Raw genomic sequence first — 15948 nt, forward strand, 5'->3', positions numbered from 1 at the left:
CGAACCAATCCCGCCAAAGACTTGCCGAGGAGATGGCAGGCGTGTCACTTAAATGGATTTCAATCAAAACCAAAGTTGCATTGGGTGTATGCTTTATTCTAGGCGTCTCTTTTGCCGTGTTCTTCTCGCTCAGCTATCGAGACACCAGCCAGCGCATTCGTCAGCACACTGAACAGCTGATCGCTCAAAACCATCAGACGCATTCACGGTATATTCTCGATACGCTGACAACCATGTCTCAAGATGCAGAGACGATTGTGGGATTTCCGCCCATTGCGGGGATATTTCGCTCCTTGATGACGCCCTCGGGCATAGATCCGTATGACGGATCGAGCCTGACGCATTGGCGGAAACGGCTGGAAACGCTTTTTGTCAGCCTCATTCAGAATCGCGATGCCTATAGTCAAATTCGGCTTTTGCTCCCACAGCGCAACTGGCGAGAATTTGTCCGCGTAGACAGCATCAACGGCTCGGTGCGGATTACATCGCAGGATGAGTTGCAGGCCAAGGGCGATGAGCCTTATGTCCGGACGCTGGTTTCCGGGTCCTCGGAAGAAAGTCAGTTCTCTCATGTCACACGCAATCGGGAACATGGGGTCGCATCAGGACCGCCCACCCTGAGATCGTTGAAGCGGATCGCCGATATCGACGGCAACCTGATCGGCGCGATTGTCATAAACGCGCATATCGCTGAGCTTTTTGCCTTGCCAAAGACTGGCAACGAGATCGGTCAAACGTATTATGCCATCGAAAACAAGACCTCAGCAGGGACACTTCTTGGCCCTGAGGACATGCGCTTTGCCGTGCAGGCAGAAAGCGGAGAAAGCCTGGAGGCAGTCGACGACATATTCACGACAGGAGAAGGTCAGCTGGTCGCCGGTGACAGCAACACCGGTATCTTTGTCACCCGCGTCGATCTCAGTTCTCACAACATCCCGTTCACAATCCGCATCGCTTCCTTTGTGGACCTGCGTCAAATGCTGGCAGCGGCTCGAACGGCACTTCTCCATAATGTTCTGAATGCGCTGGGATTAACCCTCTCCGCGTCCTGCATGGGTTATTTTTTGACCTCGCGGCTGCTTGCGCCCTTGGAAAAACTCCTAACTGATATTCGATCCAGCAGCAGCTCCTTGCGCCCCGTTCCCGAAGAGTTTGACGGACACGATGAAGTTTCTGTTATTGCAAAAGAATTTTCACATCTCACCAATGATCTCATTCGCGAAACACAGCGCCTGGAAATGGTGCTCAGCAATGCTGCAGAGGGCGTTGTCACGCTTCGCGAAGACGGATCAATCGAAGATGTGAACCCGGCAGCGACGCAGATCCTCGGCCTCGCTGCCCCGCGCCTGATCGGGCGCAGGCTGGCGGATGTTCTGCACTGCGACCCAAAGTTGACGAGGTCCAATCTGATGCACCGCGCAGACTCAGATGAGCCTCTGCGCTTTTCTGTCACCTGCCGACACGGAGCGTCAGAAAACACCATTTTGCAAATCGCGGTGCAGCGCGCACTCTACGCTGAGGGAACGCGCTTTATTGTCATGCTCCGTGACATCACGACAGAGACCTTTGCCGCGCAAAAAGCGGACGCGCTGATTGCTGCGTTGAAGAGGTCAAATGCGGAGTTGGATCAATTTGCATATATCGCGTCCCACGACCTAAAGGCGCCATTGCGGGTTATTAATAATGCCATTTCCTGGCTTGAAGAGGATTTGGAGCCCTATCTCAATGACGACACCCGAGAGAGCATGCATCTGCTGCAAAGCCGCGCCAATCGTATGGAGCGCTTGCTTAACGATCTCTTGCAGCATTCTCGGATCGGCCGGGTGGCTGAACCGGAGACACAGATCTCGGGACGTGAGCTGGCGGACGAATTGCTTGGATTGCTCGAAGTGCCTGACGGCATGACGGTCAGGTTCGCAGAGAGCTTTCTCAAGCTGCGATTCCGCAAATTGCCGCTCGAAACGGTTCTGGTCAATCTGCTGAGCAACAGCATCCGACATCACGACCGCCCCCATGGCGAGATCGAAGTGTCCGTGGAAGAAGAAGCCGGGTTCCTGCGGTTCCGGGTCGAAGATGACGGCCCGGGTATTGAGCCCATCTACCATGATCGCATCTTCGAGGTGTTCCAAACCCTTCAGTCCCGAGATCAACTGGAGGGCAGCGGTATGGGTTTGGCCTTTGTTAAGAAACACATCGAGGTTGCAGGTGGAGAGATTCAGGTGATCTCCGATGGAATCCGCGGAACTGTATTCGAATTCCGTTGGCCGCGTGACCTACGGCAACAAAACGAGGCTGCATAATGTCTTCTTCCCACCCCGCAGGTCACCGCGACATCAAGATCATTCTCGTTGAGGATGATGACGGTGATGCCAAGGCGATCCATCGCGCGTTCAAGAAAGCTCGGATTGCGAACCCATTGACCCGCTTCAAGAACGGGTCAGACGCGTTGGCCTATCTCAAGGGGGAAACGGATCGCCAGCCTCCTCAGCAGTTTATTGTGCTCAGTGATATCAACATGCCGCGCATGTCCGGTATCGAACTTGTGGAAGCCCTGCGCGACGACCCGGCTCTGTGTCGCACATTGTTCTTCGTGCTGACCACGTCCGATGATGAACGTGACATCTCGGCTGCCTATTCCAACAATGTCGCGGGGTATATTCTGAAGTCCCGGGCTGGCGACATGTTCATCGAACTCATGTCGGTCATGGACAGTTTCTGGCGGTATGTCGAACTGCCCGTCATCGATGTTCGGAGAGGCTCACATGGTTGATAAAAGCATACTGATTGTTGACGACGACCGTGGTGATCGCAAACTTATGCAGCGATACCTATCAAGCCTTTACCCCGAGGCTACAATCCTCGAGGCAGAAAACGGCGAGGCCGCCACCGCGCATGCGGATCAGGATGTGGAAGTCATCTTTCTTGACTATCTCCTCCCGGGGGTCTCGGGGTTGGATCTGCTGTCGAGTTTCCTTCGCTGCTGGCCGCATTCCGTCATCTTCATCATGACCGGCCAGGGGGACGAAGAAGTCGCCAAGAGCGCGATCCTGAGTGGCGCAGCGGATTATATCGCAAAATCAACCATTACCCCCGATGCGCTCAACCGGATGATTGGCAACGGGCTGCAGGTTGCCCGGATGAAGTGGCGCATCGAGGAACACCAGAAAGAGCTGCAGCAATTCTCGGATGTTCTCGTACACGACCTCCGCGCCCCCATTCGCGCGATCAAGTTTCTCAGCGACCAAATTCTCGAAGATTTTGAAGCCGGGGACCTGGACGAAGTTAAGCGAGAATTCGATCTGATGAAACGCTCGGTCTCCAAGATGTCGGATCTCATCGAACGGCTCGCCAGTCACATCAATCCGCATACCGAAGGCATGCCAGAGCAGGTAAGTGCCGAAAGCCTAGTCGAGGCCGCCAGTCTGGCCCTGGCGCAGGATATCTCCAATTCCGGTGCAGTGGTCGAGACCAACCTATCTGATGTCGACGTGCTGTGTTTTCCGCCAGACGTGTCCCAGCTTTTGCAAAACTTGATCGGCAACTCCATAAAGTACCGCGGTGACGCAACACCGAGGATAGATATTTCCGCCAAATCAGTTGGGGAGGGCGTTCAGTTTTCGATTTCCGACAATGGTATCGGTGTGCCCAAAGAATACCGAGCACGGATATTCGAGCCATTCAAACGCCTTCAGCGCAGCAGTGACCTCCCGGGAACCGGGCTGGGTCTGGCCACCTGCGCCAAAATCGCCAAACGGCACAATGGCGCGATCTGGTGCGATACCGCAGTTGAGCAGGGGACCACCATACATTTCACACTGAAGATGCGCCCAAACATGTCGCGGATACAGAGGCGGGCGTGAATGCAGCGATCTGCCCCGATATTGTAATCCAACAAACCGCGCGCACGGCGTTGGGACCGCTCCGGGACACACCGTCAATCGCACCAGTCGCTTTGCTCGACCCGGTAACGGCGACGTGACTCGGCCTCCCTCAGGAAGAGTGCGTTCTTCGCAAACCGCTTAAAACAGGGTATCGTTGCGGCAATTGATTTCTCAAACCCCCGTGAGTCCTTGCATGTTTGTGAACTTTCGCACCCTGGTCCGTCAGCCTTTGGTCCTGCTGTTTTTCCTAAGCTGTGTCGCGACACTGTCATCCGTGGTTCGGGTGGCTGCTGCCAATGATCGAATAGCATTGATCATTGGCATGTCCGAATATGCGCATCTCCCCGCACTCACCAATACCCGCAACGATGCAGAAGCGATCTCGCGGACATTGGAGACCATCGGCTTTGACGTGACTCTCTCGGTCGATGCCAGCAGCGCCGAAATGGAACGTCTGTTGGACGAGTTTGCATTCAAATCCGAAGTGGCCGACCTTGCGTTGATCTATTTTGCCGGACATGGAATCGAGGTTCAGGGCGAGAATTTTCTGATCCCGGTCGACGCGAAAGTGTCCTCGAACAAGGATGTTCAGGACCAATCTCCGTCACTGAAGGACCTGCTTGCAGCGGTTGACCGCGCCCGCAAGATGAGGATCGTCATCCTCGACAGCTGTCGCGATAACCCGCTGGGGGATGCGATCGACCTGGCAGCCGTGGAAGCTGCAAACGGAAACACTCCAGAAGAGACCACACGCGGCGGAGGGGGCCTGGCCGCGGCCAATCCGGATCGCGGGACATTGGTTGCCTTTGCCGCCAAGGACGGACAGGTCGCTTTGGACGGCAAAGGCAACAACAGCCCCTTTGCCCTTTCTCTGATGGAGAAGATGACCCAACCCGGACTGGAAATCAGCCTGATGTTCCGTCAGGTGCGTGACAGCGTTCTGGACCGAACCGGCAACCTGCAAGAACCGCATACATATGGCTCTTTAACCGGCATTCCGTTCTACCTGGCCGGCCCGGCCGAGGGGGACGACGGTCTCGATGCGGGTGATGCCTCCAAAGCCTGGTCTCGTCTGCGCCCCGATCAGGAAGCGCAATTGCTGGCGCTTGCGGATCTCGGGGACACGCGGTCCATGCTGGGCCTGGCCTATATGCGGCTCAACCCGAATGAGGGCCGGTTCGACCCCAAGGCCGCAGTGGATTTTCTGACGCGCGCCGCGGATGCGGGCTCTCCAGAAGCGCAATTCGAACTTGCCAAGCTGTATGAACGTGGAACCGGAGTTGCTCAGGATGAAGCCAAGGCACTGGAACTCTATCGCTCTGCAGCAGAACAGAATTTTGCCGACGCCATCAATGATCTGGGCTTTATGCACTACCAGGGGGGGCTGGGGCTGCCTGCTGATCCGGGCAAGGCGCTCCGGTATTTCGAACGGGCCGCGGATCTGCGCCACCCCCAAGCCCAGTTCAATTTCGCGGCGTTGATTGATGATGGGCATATTCCATCAAAAGGTCCGGAAGACGCGGCAAAATACCTCTATCAGGCGCTCAGGTCCGGAAGTCAGGATGTGCTGAAACTGCTGAGCGAACGACCCCGCATGTTCACGGCGGAAACCCGGCGCGCGCTTCAGGTCCGACTGCGCGACAACAAGTTCTATGCTGGCGCCATTGATGGCGATTTTGGACCGGGGACCCAACGCGGCATCAGAAAGGCATATGGAATAGAGGACGGATAGGCCGCAGAAGCGGGAACTTTTCAGCCTGCATTCGGGGTCAGATTGATCGTGGGCTGGATGCAGCGTGATCAATCGCGAACAGTGGGCCCTGCCCTACAGTCGACCTTCCGCCAGCCAAAGGTCCAGCTGGCGGCGGCTGATTTCAAAATGCATGCTGTCCTCGCGACCAAAGCCTGCGCCCCAGACCCAGCCTTCGTCCTTGAAGAAATCGGCGAGGATCGTCAGACCAAGCTGGGTCTTGCCATCGCCCAACGTATCCAACCGGCCGTCGATATTGAGGTCGACAGCCAAACCGTAGCTATGGGTTGAAAGCGAATTCTGCGTCCCTCGGATACGGCGCACACAGAGCGATCCTGCCGTATTGATCCGCTCATAGAGATCCGGATCCGCTTTTTGAATGTTGTCAAAAACGACCTTGAGGCTCTCGATGGCGGGCGCGAGCATTCGCACCCGGATCGGCCCGACCTGCTCCAGAACAAGCTTTTCCTTCAAGCGGGCGTTGGTCATCGGCTGACAGTCATCGGTCAGATCTTCGCGTGGACGGCCGAGCTTTTCGGAAAGATATGTGCCGCCGGCAACCTTGAGGCCATCATTCACATTGCGCCGATCCGCGATCAGCACGACCTGCGCATATGAGTCCAGAATCGCGTTCGGACCGGTTTGCCGAAGCAGGGAATCCTCTTCGTCCTGAAGATTCGCCGAGGGCGCGACCGACCGGTTCTGGTTTGCGAGCGAGGACAGTTCCTTTTGCAGATCGTCCAGCTTCAGTTGGGTGTCTTCGACCTGCTGACGGAGCAATTCGATCTCGATCCGCGCTTCGGAGTCCACAGCACCGCTGCCGTAGCCTTGTTCTTTGAAAAGATAGGACAATCCGAACCAGAGCGCAGGAGCAGCCAACAAACCAAGCGCGATGATGATAGCGGGTAGAACCTTCATGGCATTCCTTTATCGACAGCTCACTCTTGAATACGGAGGGTCTACCCCCAACCTATCAGCTACAAAAGTGAATTTTATCTTGGAATTCGTGTTCACCGGGATTGCAGCCATTGGCACCAACTGGGGCGTAGTATAAACTCGGCGTAACATTAGAGGAATGATAAGGGAGGGCACATAGATGGTCCGTTTCCGTACCTTGGCAATGTCGTTGTTTACCGCTGCTATCTGCCTGAGCGCCCCCGTTTCCGCACAGGATCTGTCAGTCGAAGAGATCACTGAAGCCTTCAAAAAGCAAAAGACGCGTGGCCTGGTTATCGTTCCCAACGCGGCAGAGGGCAGTGTCGCCGAAGACACCGAAACTGCGACCGTCGCCACGGCGGCCGAGGCCTACAATGCCCTCGACGAAGCATCGCAGATCAACGTCCAGATTTCCTTCGATTTCGACAGCGCGACGCTCCGCGACGACCAGAAACCCAAACTTGCCAATATGTGCGCGTCGATGAAGGCGATGGACGACACCGTGTTCCAGATCATCGGCCACACCGACAGTTCCGGATCGGCGACCTACAACGAACGGCTCTCGCTGCTGCGTGCACAGGAAGTGCGCCGGCATTTGGTCAGCGATTGTGGGGTGAGTGCCGACTCGCTCAAGGCGATCGGCATGGGGGAGACCGCGCCATTCAACGCGGAGGACCCGCGCGCGGATGAGAACCGCCGGGTGGAATTTCAGGCCCTGGGCTAACCGTATGAAAAACCGTGTGAAACTATCCAGGCTGGAGAGGCCCGAATGATCGACTCCCGGCCCGGGGACATGTTTCAACCCGGCGATCTGCTGAACAATACCTATCGCATCGAAGCTCTGCTTGGCCGGGGTGGCACGTCAGAGGTATACAAGGCCCGTTCCGAGATTTCAGGCAATGCGGTTGCCCTGAAAATCCTGAAGCAGGAGTTCTCCGGGAACGAGGATTTCACCGTGCTGATGGCGCGGGAAGAGAACATCCGCGAAATCCGTCATGACGCGGTTGTCCGCTATTCGGAAAACCACCGCACGGCCGACGGGCGAATCTATCTGTTGATGGACTATATAGAAGGTCCCGGGCTTGACCAGAAGCTCAAGCAAGGGCCAATGCCGGTAGAAGACCTGCTGACGATTTGCCAACGGGTGAGCGAAGGGTTGCAGGCCGCCCACAAGCGCAAGATCGTGCATCGCGACTTGAGCCCGGACAATATTATTCTGCGCGGGGGCGATCCTTCTCAGGCGGTCATTATCGACTTTGGCATCGCCAAGGACACCAACCCAGGCGCAGAGACCATTGTCGGCAACGAGTTTGCCGGAAAATACTCCTACGCCGCCCCTGAACAAATGAGCGGCCAGACCGACGCCCGATCCGATATCTACTCTCTGGGCGCATTGCTGCTGGCGAATTATCGCGGGCAGGCGCCATCGTTGGGGGCCAACCCCATGGAAGTGGTGGAAAACAAGCGAAAACCTCTGGTGACCGAGGATCTGCCGCCGCCCTTCAAGACGCTTATCGAACGGATGTGCGCGCCTGATCCGGCGGATCGTTTCCAGTCAGCAGCTGAGGTCCTGGATTTTCTCAAAGCACCGGGCGTAGCGGCCGACGGCGACCAGTCCACGCCGCTCGATGCTCTGGTGGGCTCTCCTGCGGAGGCCGTCGATGATGCCACCATCATCGTGCCGCGTTCCACCGTGCGCCCATCAGGCACCACGCCAGCCGAAGATCCGCTCCCGCCTGCGCGCAAGGGATCCCGCCGCGGCCTGATCGCCTTGGTTGTTACGCTCCTGCTCGTGATCGGCGGTGCGGGCGCATGGCTGTCGGGCAGCCTCGATCCCTTCCTGCGACCATCCTATCCCGTCGCGGATCCGTTTCGCCTGATTGTCGAGCGCAACGAAGGTGGACCGATCCGCGCCTCGGGCAATGTCCCCGGCGAAGAGGCTCACTCAGCTCTGATGAATGTCATCGATGAAGGGGAGCTTGTCCTTGCCAGCGGCGATATCGCGGAGACCTGGGTACGTGATATCCTGTTTACGCTTGATCCGTTATCCGGCCTCCAGGATTGGCGTCTTGTGGTCGAGAACAACAACGCCAAACTGACAGGCAAAACCTCCGATGCGGAGCTCCTGGCCGACCTCGATGGCTTTTTTGGCGGGGATATGCCCGGCGCCCTGATCGGCATCGTTGAAATCGCGTTCGAGTTGCCGCTCCTGGATCGCGACGTCCCGCGGGACATTGTGGATGCGCACGCCGACTGTGGCCCGCTGATCCTTCAGGGCGCGTCAGTTGGCACCGGGTACGCGCCAGATGAGAGCCTGCGTGTCACCGGTCAGGTCGCCAGTACAGAAACCCAGATACGCCTGTTTGACGAACTCACGAACATCGCGGACGGGCGGGCGGTTGATCTGCAGCTGGAGGTCCTCAATCCGGCACTTTGCATCGTGGAACAACGTTTGCCGAAAGCGCCTCCTGGCGGGGTAACTGTGCGGTACTTTGACGGCAGCACCGGGGACCCGAACCCATCGGGGCGGTTCTTTATCGGTGAAAATCCCGTCATCGACGTCGTCCTCCCCCCCGAGCTGACGGACGGATTTCTGACCGTCTCGATCCTTGATGTAACCGGAAATGTTTTTCATCTGCTGCCCAATATCAACCGGCAGGATCATGAAGTCGGTGCGCTGCGCTCCGGACAGTCGGGGGCGCTGCCTCTGCGTGTTGCCTTCAGCCTCGAGGATGCAAGCGCGACAAATGGGATTGCGTTCAAGGTTGATGACAGCACCCTCGGCAAGAGCAAGATCCTTGTCTTGCATTCGGCGGAGCCTCTGTTTGATGGTATGCGCCCAACGGCGGAGAGCGCTGCCAGCTTTGCGGATGCCCTGCAAAAAAGCGCAGCCAACGACGCCGGGCATATCCTTTCACTGGACAGCAGCATTCTCACCACGGCCGAACCTTAGGGCCGCGCGCGTCTTAAGCCTGCACCAATCAGGCGTGTTGCCCGGTCAGAGCACGTCGACGACGATCACCGACACATTGTCCGCGCCACCACCGGCCAACGCCAACTGGATGAGCTTATCACTCAGGTTATCCAATGGTGTGGAGGACAGTATATCCTCCAACATCGAAAACGTGGCGTATTTGGTCAGCCCGTCGGAACACAACAGAAACCGGTCGCCGGGCGCGGTCTCGCCGCGCACCTTGTCAAGCACAAGCTCACCGGGGATGCCGACGGCTCTGGTGATCGCGTTTGCCTGCGGATGCTGGTCCGCCTCATCCCAGTTCATCTTGCCGGCGAGGACGTATTCCGCCACCGCCGAATGATCCGTCGTCAGCAACTCGATCTGCCGATTGCGCAAGCGATAGATGCGGCTGTCTCCCGCCCACAAACACAGAAAATAGCCCTGACTGACGGTGAGCACTGCAACCGTCGCTCCGATCGTCGCGCCGCCCCGAGTGTCGGATTCTGCCTGTATGGCGCGGTGCGCGCCCTGGATCGCATCCCGCAAGGCGTGCATTTTCTCTGCCGGGCCAAGGTCCGGAGGAATGGTTGCAACCATATCCGCGATCAGTCGACTGGCGTAATCTCCGGCATCGTGGCCGCCCATTCCATCCGACACCAGCCAGATTTCATGCTCGGACAGGCTCAAGATCGCATCTTCATTGGTCTTGCGAACCAGTCCCGTATGGGTTTGACCAACAAAGCGGGTGTTACGCATTTCAGTCATATCGGCCTGGCCTCTCTCCAGATACTTGCGCCGAGGTCAAAAAGACCCATGGCCTGAGCTTCCGAGGGAAGCCCCTTGCAGGCCAACATTCGCGGACTGCCGTCCAGAACCGCTGACCAGACGGAGAGATCCCGCCCCTGCTGTTCCAGTAGGCCACCCGCGACGGCCACTGGCAAGCGCGACACCTCCCCAACGCCGGTCAAGACTATGGTCTCCCCGCTTGACCGGACCGGAGCGACCGCACGCATATCCGGCACCTTCACCGTTGCCAACAATTGCGCCAGTCGCTCCTGGTTCATGTTATCTTCAAGACAGTCCAGCGCAATATCTTCCAGACGTTCGAACAGATCCGTATCGCTGAGATGATCGCATCCGACCGGACCCGGCGTTGGCAAAGCACTGACAAGCGTGAGTGGGAAGCGCCGCCCCACCCGATCCACCGAGGGCATGAGGACGCCGGTCAGTTTCTGTCCGCCGGCCAGTCCAGCCGACAGAGTGAACCGCCAGATCGGGGCGGACATGTAGTACTGGTCGAAATGTGGCCCGTACGTGCGCTGCCCAGCGGTCATGATCGACTGAATCCAGGGGTCCCACATCTTTACAAACCCGCTCGGCGGCGACAGTCGAAAGAAGTCGCCGACCGTCGGCATCTTGCCATAGGCTCCGAAACCCGCGGTCATTACATCGACTTCGGGCAAGAGAACTTTGCCATTGCCGGCAGAGCAAACGGGTTCACGGCCGATCCCGCCTGCAATTCAAACAGCGCCAGGCGGCCACCGACGGTAAAGTTCACGCGCCGACGGTCCACCGCATTCGTACGCCGGACTTCGGCTGCGTCGAGCAGTCGGAACCAGGCCCAGGGACCATCCTTGGACAGGATATTCTCGCTGTCACGACGCTGCGGGTTGAGCGTGATCCGCGCCAGCCCCACCGAGCCCGGCCAGGTCACCGCAACGGGCGTCGGCTGACCCATCTTGTGATTGAAAGCAACGGTTGTGCCGTCGATTTCCAAGATCATCTCCTTGGCCTTTGGATCCAACGCCTTGGGCGTGATCTGGAACGGCACCAGCGGCGCTGACCCGGAGGCAAAGAACGCATCACGGATTTCAGTGGCGTATTGCATCTGGTTCAGCACCGCTTGGCTAATCCCGAGATCCGCCCCCGCACCGGTCGATTTGAAGGTCCAGGGTGTGGTCGACGTATCCACATATTGCGCGAGATGCTGGTTAAAGAACCCGTCGATCATACCGCCCGGTGCGAACAGCTTGGCGAAATCGGCCATTGCGACATCGGCGCGGGCCGACCGATTGAACGGGTAACGGTTGGACAACGCCTGCGTACAAAACGGCAGGACATCCGATTGCCAGGCGGCGTTGATGGATGCCCGTGTCCCTTCGGAGGTAATGCCGGAGGACCCGACCGTGATCTGCTTGGCCCAGCGTTGCATCGGCCCCTGATACTGACTCGCCGCTTGCTGAAACTGGAGCAGCGCCTGGCTGCTGGCTCCCCCTGTGGAAATCCCGCTGATCGTCATCTTGTTCAGTTCCTGATAGACGGTCAGCAACAGCCCCATCAGACCATCCAGCTGCGACGGCTGCCCCTCGGGGGCGTCCACCATCTGATGCAACCAGGCGAACCGGTTCTCGACAAATTTCCCTGGTGGAAGCTGCTGTTGCCCGCCTTGCGTAGTTGCGGACTTCATCAGAGCTTCCAACAAGATTTCGCCTTGCAACGACAGGCTGGAGCGCGCTTCGAGGCTCGCGACCTGACCGATGCCATCATTGACGGCAGAGGTGTCGAGCGCAGATTGAGATTGCGTCAGTTGCGTTTCCTTGGCCACCGCGCGCAAGACGTTCTCGATCGGAGAGCTGGCCCCGGACAGGATGCGCGTAACATCCACGGCCTGGTTCAGCGATTGCAACGGGATGACGTCCAGATCCCCCAAGAGATCATCATAGCGCCCGATAAAGTCGTTGTAATAGAGATCCAGCACGTCGCGACTCAAGGACAGCAGCGCCGCCTCGCTCTGTGCCTCCTGGCTGCTGTCACCGAGGACCCACGCTTCACTCTGCAAGCGGTTGGAGACGCTCACGGCCTCGGTCAGAAAGACGTTGTTGAACCCGTTGTAGGTAAAGATCCCCTCGATCCCCTCCGCCATCGGCTTACCCGAATTACGGGTCATGACGCGCGTGACTTCCGGTCCGCCAACATCGGTCAAACGCCACTGCGGCAGCTCGGTTGCGGCACGGGAATTTATGATCCCCGAATAGACCCGCTGGGACATCGGCATTTCGGCCAGAACCCCACGTGCCTGCGCAATCAAGTCACCGTTCAGCGCGATTTCCTCCATTGGCTGGGACAGAAGCGCATCAAGGTGATCGTTCAGATCTGCACGCAATTGCTGTCGAACCACACCGGAATATGTCACCTCGGACCAGTCGTTGTTGAGGAACTCCTTGACCAGATCCGGGTTCATGGGCCCTTGCAACCCAAGCATCAGATAGATCTTCAGCGCTTCATAGAGCGCGTCGACGTCATTGATGTTCCCGGCAATCTGCTCTTCCAGCCGAACCAATAGCCGCGGCAGGAAGCGGCGGTTCAGCGCGGAACGGTAGGTTTGGGCCCCTTGGGTGCCGATCACCTCGCCCTGATACAGGCCGTAGGTTTCGGAAAGCGCCGGTTCCGGCGTGGACAAAACGGGGTTCCCCGGCAGATCCCGCAGATGGTTAAGGGCGGCCACCACAGGAACGAGGTCGGTATCACCAACCGGGCTTTGCGGCAGCGCCGCGGCTGCAGTCTGATACTCATCGACCTGAGCACTGGCCTTTGCAATCAATGCCTTGTTCTTGAGGAACGAATTGACCCACAAGCCCCCCATCGCCACGCTGACCAGAATTGTGGCCGCGACGGCGACACGACGCGCCCAGCGATAACGCCGCTCAATCTTGTCATCCGACGACACCAGCCCTGCTTCCGGGAACATGACGCCCTCGAACAGACGGGTCAGAAAATACGAACGCCCAGTGCCCTTGCCAGACCCGATCGCCTGTCGGCCAATGCCGAAGGTCTGAGCCATGCCGAGCATCAACCGGTCGATGGGGGTGCCTTCCTGAGTGCCCGACGCCAGGTAGACACCACGCAACATCTGCCGCTTTTGGTAGGCATTGTCCTGAAAGACCTCTTTCAGGAACTCGCGCGCCACCCCGCGCACAGAGGCAACTTGCGAGGGGAAACCCGCCACCAGCGCCCGACGCTGCGGATCGGTTTCCGCCTGCATCTTTTCCATAAGCTGAGCGTTCAGCTGCCCGAGCAAACCCGCAAATTCCTCATCAAATCGGGTGATCGGGTCCGCATCGGACTTGGCCTTGGCCAACGGCAGGGTGAAGCCCCAGACCTGCTCGCGCTCTTCCTTGCCAAGCGTGTCGTAATACTCCTGAAAACCTGCGATCAAGTCCGCCTTGGTAAAGACGACATAGACCGGAAAGCGCACGCCGAGACGTTCGCGCAGTTCGGCCAGCCGGTTGCGAATGGCAGTGGCATGGGCCTTTTGCGTCAACTCATCCTGAAGGGAGAGGTCGGAGAGCGAAATCGCAATGATCGCCCCGTTGATCGGCTGACGCTTGCGATATTTCTTCAGAAGGTTGAGAAACCCGAGCCAGGCAGCATTGTCGGTTTCCTGATCGCTTTCCTGCGTCGTATAGCGACCCGCCGTATCGATCAGGACAGCCTTGTTGGTGAACCACCAGTCGCAATTCCGCGTGCCGCCGACACCGCCAATCGCAGCCTTGCCCAGTTTGTCGGCCAATGGGAACTGCAGGCCGGAGTTCACGATTGCGGTGGTCTTGCCCGCGCCGGGCGGACCAATCATGATGTACCAGGGCAGTTGATTGAGGTGCTTGCGCCCGTTCTTGGACTTCCGCAGCTCGGTCAGCGCCGTCTTGAACTTGCCTTTCAGCTCGACAAGTTCCTCACCGATGACATCATCCTCTGCAGTATCGACAGCCTCCGCGATTTCTTCGGTCATCTGACGGTCGCGCCGTGCCCGGATCAGAGCGATCAGCAGCAGCGTCAGCAAGGTCAGCACCCACAGGACGCCGATGGCAATCAGCCGCGACGACATACTGTCAAACGGACGCCAGGTATCAGAGCCGATGAAAGGCGAAAAATACCAGATACAGGCTGACAGCGCCGCTGCCAGCAGTATCAGGATGGTATAAATCGAGCGAAACAACGGCAGGATAAAGCGACGGATCATTCTTGCACCTCCTGCACAAGCAGGACTTCAATTCTTCGGTTCTTGGCACGCCCTTCGCGGGTGGCGTTGTCCGCGATCGGCTCTTTGTCCGCGCGCCCCTCGGCCGACAGCCGTTCCGGAGCGCTCAACTCGTCCGCCATGCGCGCCATAACGGATTTGGCGCGGGCCAAGGACAGGGCCATGTTTGATGGGAACCGTGCAGACCGGATCGGCACATTGTCGGAATGCCCCACAACAATCACCCGGCCCGGTTCATCGTTCAGCGCCTCTGCCACCCGGTCGATCGGATCATCAAAAGCGGCTTTCAGTTGATCCGAGCCAGACCCGAACATGCCGGAGCCCGCCAAACGTATGGTCAGCGTATTGCCCTTGGGAAAGACCTCGACAATGCCATCCTTGATCTCCTGATCCAGGAAACCGGCGACCTTTGCCACCTGCTGCTCGATGGTGGGGACTGGTGGCGGTGGCGGTGGTGGCGGAGCGCGGCGCTCCAATGTGGCGACCTGCCCTGCTTCGACGGTCTGCATCTTGCCAATGACCCGTTCGGTGTTCGATGACAGCGCCCAGCTTAGTCCGACGAACTGTCCCGCCAGCAAAACAGCAGCAACAGCGATAGAGATCCAGACCAACCGCCAGGCGGAACGCACCACAAAGGGTTTTACGACGCCTTTCCAGTTCGGTGACAGTTCCCACTCGACTTGTCCACGCTGGCCGCGGATGATCCGGGCCAGAGCGGCGCGAATTTGCAGGTGTTTCTCGGATCCGCCCGGCTCTACCCGCAAGCGCCCCTCGAACCCCAGCGACATGCACATGTAGAGAAACTCCAGCATGTCGATATTGGTTGCAGGCTCTTTCTCCAAACGCGCAAGCAGATCATAAAAACGGTCACCGCCGACGGTTTCACGGTGGAAGGTGCCGACCATGGACTGCAAGCCCCAGGCAGATTGCCCGCCCCACGGCGTATTCAACACAACATCATCCAATGTCGCGCACAGCGCATAGCGCGCAATTTTTACAGTTTGCGCTGGGATCCCTGCCTGCAGGGCACGATTTTCAAAAGCACGCACCTCGCCAACCACACTCTGGCGCAGCTTGTCGGGGTCCATATGCTGTGCCCGGTTGCGGATCCGGCTGATCAGCGCAAACAGCGCCGTTGCGCAAGCCGTCAGCTGGTTCATGCCGGTCAGCGCGACCGCTGGCGCCTTGGCCCCCGACGTCGAGGCCGCCGGCGCCGATCGCGGCACGCCAAATGCCGCATCACCGCCCGAGGCAACGGGCTGCGGTGCTGGTGCGCTGGGTGCCTGCGGCTGTGCCGCACGCCGGCCACCGGGATTGGGCCGGATCACCGTTTTGTCGGTGTCGCCCGGCTCCGCAAAAGGATCGTCGAAATCGCCCATTGGCATAC

General features: G+C 58.4%; 11 protein-coding genes. 6 read left to right on the plus strand and 5 right to left on the minus strand.

Features of this window, described 5'->3' with window-relative positions; translation table 11 throughout:
- Nucleotides 1-32 precede the first annotated feature (32 nt).
- The 4 genes from MHM97_RS18495 (at nucleotide 33) to MHM97_RS18510 (ending at nucleotide 5613) form a co-directional block, all read left to right on the plus strand.
- Complete coding sequence (locus MHM97_RS18495; protein ID WP_239324251.1) at nucleotides 33-2300, plus strand: sensor histidine kinase; 2268 nt, start codon at nucleotides 33-35, stop codon at nucleotides 2298-2300.
- Nucleotides 2300-2770: a response regulator gene (locus MHM97_RS18500; protein ID WP_239324252.1), complete on the plus strand. Its 471-nt coding sequence runs from the start codon at nucleotides 2300-2302 to the stop codon at nucleotides 2768-2770. Before MHM97_RS18495 ends, MHM97_RS18500 begins: the two co-directional genes overlap by 1 nt.
- Nucleotides 2763-3860 (plus strand): sensor histidine kinase, encoded by a 1098-nt coding sequence (locus MHM97_RS18505; protein ID WP_239324253.1) that lies wholly within the window; start codon nucleotides 2763-2765, stop codon nucleotides 3858-3860. The genes MHM97_RS18500 and MHM97_RS18505 overlap by 8 nt, the downstream gene beginning before the upstream one ends.
- Before the next feature lie 214 nt (nucleotides 3861-4074).
- On the plus strand, nucleotides 4075-5613 hold the full coding sequence (locus MHM97_RS18510; protein WP_239324255.1) for a caspase family protein: 1539 nt from the start codon (nucleotides 4075-4077) through the stop codon (nucleotides 5611-5613).
- Nucleotides 5614-5706: 93 nt separating this feature from the next.
- On the opposite strand, the gene MHM97_RS18515 is transcribed toward MHM97_RS18510, so the two are convergent.
- Nucleotides 5707-6549 (minus strand): M15 family metallopeptidase, encoded by an 843-nt coding sequence (locus MHM97_RS18515; RefSeq protein WP_239324257.1) that lies wholly within the window; start codon nucleotides 6547-6549, stop codon nucleotides 5707-5709.
- A gap of 178 nt (nucleotides 6550-6727) precedes the next feature.
- Here MHM97_RS18515 and MHM97_RS18520 point away from each other — a divergent pair, with 178 nt between their 5' ends.
- Together MHM97_RS18520 and MHM97_RS18525 are read left to right on the plus strand one after the other, a co-directional pair.
- A complete protein-coding gene (locus tag MHM97_RS18520; protein WP_239324259.1) occupies nucleotides 6728-7291 on the plus strand; it encodes an OmpA family protein in 564 nt (187 codons plus the stop codon).
- Nucleotides 7292-7360: 69 nt separating this feature from the next.
- A complete protein-coding gene (locus MHM97_RS18525; protein WP_239324385.1) occupies nucleotides 7361-9520 on the plus strand; it encodes a serine/threonine protein kinase in 2160 nt (719 codons plus the stop codon).
- A 45-nt stretch (nucleotides 9521-9565) separates the two neighbouring features.
- Here MHM97_RS18525 and MHM97_RS18530 read toward each other — a convergent pair whose 3' ends face one another.
- The 4 genes from MHM97_RS18530 to tssL are packed head-to-tail and all read right to left on the minus strand — an operon-like array spanning nucleotide 9566 to nucleotide 15940.
- Nucleotides 9566-10288: a PP2C family protein-serine/threonine phosphatase gene (locus MHM97_RS18530; protein ID WP_239324261.1), complete on the minus strand. Its 723-nt coding sequence runs from the start codon at nucleotides 10286-10288 to the stop codon at nucleotides 9566-9568.
- A complete protein-coding gene (gene tagF, locus MHM97_RS18535; RefSeq protein ID WP_239324263.1) occupies nucleotides 10285-10986 on the minus strand; it encodes a type VI secretion system-associated protein TagF in 702 nt (233 codons plus the stop codon). The genes MHM97_RS18530 and tagF overlap by 4 nt, the downstream gene beginning before the upstream one ends.
- A complete protein-coding gene (tssM, locus tag MHM97_RS18540) occupies nucleotides 10968-14543 on the minus strand; it encodes a type VI secretion system membrane subunit TssM (RefSeq protein ID WP_239324265.1) in 3576 nt (1191 codons plus the stop codon). The genes tagF and tssM overlap by 19 nt, the downstream gene beginning before the upstream one ends.
- The gene (tssL, locus tag MHM97_RS18545) at nucleotides 14540-15940 is read right to left on the minus strand and encodes a type VI secretion system protein TssL, long form (RefSeq protein WP_239324267.1); all 1401 of its coding nucleotides are present in this window, start codon (nucleotides 15938-15940) and stop codon (nucleotides 14540-14542) included. The genes tssM and tssL overlap by 4 nt, the downstream gene beginning before the upstream one ends.
- Between the last annotated feature and the right edge of the window lie 8 nt (nucleotides 15941-15948).

Origin of the sequence: Epibacterium sp. Ofav1-8 (genome assembly GCF_022348185.1) — a bacterium.
Lineage (GTDB): Bacteria > Pseudomonadota > Alphaproteobacteria > Rhodobacterales > Rhodobacteraceae > Epibacterium.

Coding starts and splice junctions, on each gene's coding strand:
- MHM97_RS18495 (WP_239324251.1), top strand. CDS start 33: ATGGCAGGCGTGTCACTTAAATGGATTTCAATCAAAACCAAAGTTGCA.
- MHM97_RS18500 (WP_239324252.1), top strand. CDS start 2,300: ATGTCTTCTTCCCACCCCGCAGGTCACCGCGACATCAAGATCATTCTC.
- MHM97_RS18505 (WP_239324253.1), top strand. CDS start 2,763: ATGGTTGATAAAAGCATACTGATTGTTGACGACGACCGTGGTGATCGC.
- MHM97_RS18510 (WP_239324255.1), top strand. CDS start 4,075: ATGTTTGTGAACTTTCGCACCCTGGTCCGTCAGCCTTTGGTCCTGCTG.
- MHM97_RS18515 (WP_239324257.1), bottom strand. CDS start 6,549: ATGAAGGTTCTACCCGCTATCATCATCGCGCTTGGTTTGTTGGCTGCT.
- MHM97_RS18520 (WP_239324259.1), top strand. CDS start 6,728: ATGGTCCGTTTCCGTACCTTGGCAATGTCGTTGTTTACCGCTGCTATC.
- MHM97_RS18525 (WP_239324385.1), top strand. CDS start 7,361: ATGTTTCAACCCGGCGATCTGCTGAACAATACCTATCGCATCGAAGCT.
- MHM97_RS18530 (WP_239324261.1), bottom strand. CDS start 10,288: ATGACTGAAATGCGTAACACCCGCTTTGTTGGTCAAACCCATACGGGA.
- tssM (WP_239324265.1), bottom strand. CDS start 14,543: ATGATCCGTCGCTTTATCCTGCCGTTGTTTCGCTCGATTTATACCATC.
- tssL (WP_239324267.1), bottom strand. CDS start 15,940: ATGGGCGATTTCGACGATCCTTTTGCGGAGCCGGGCGACACCGACAAA.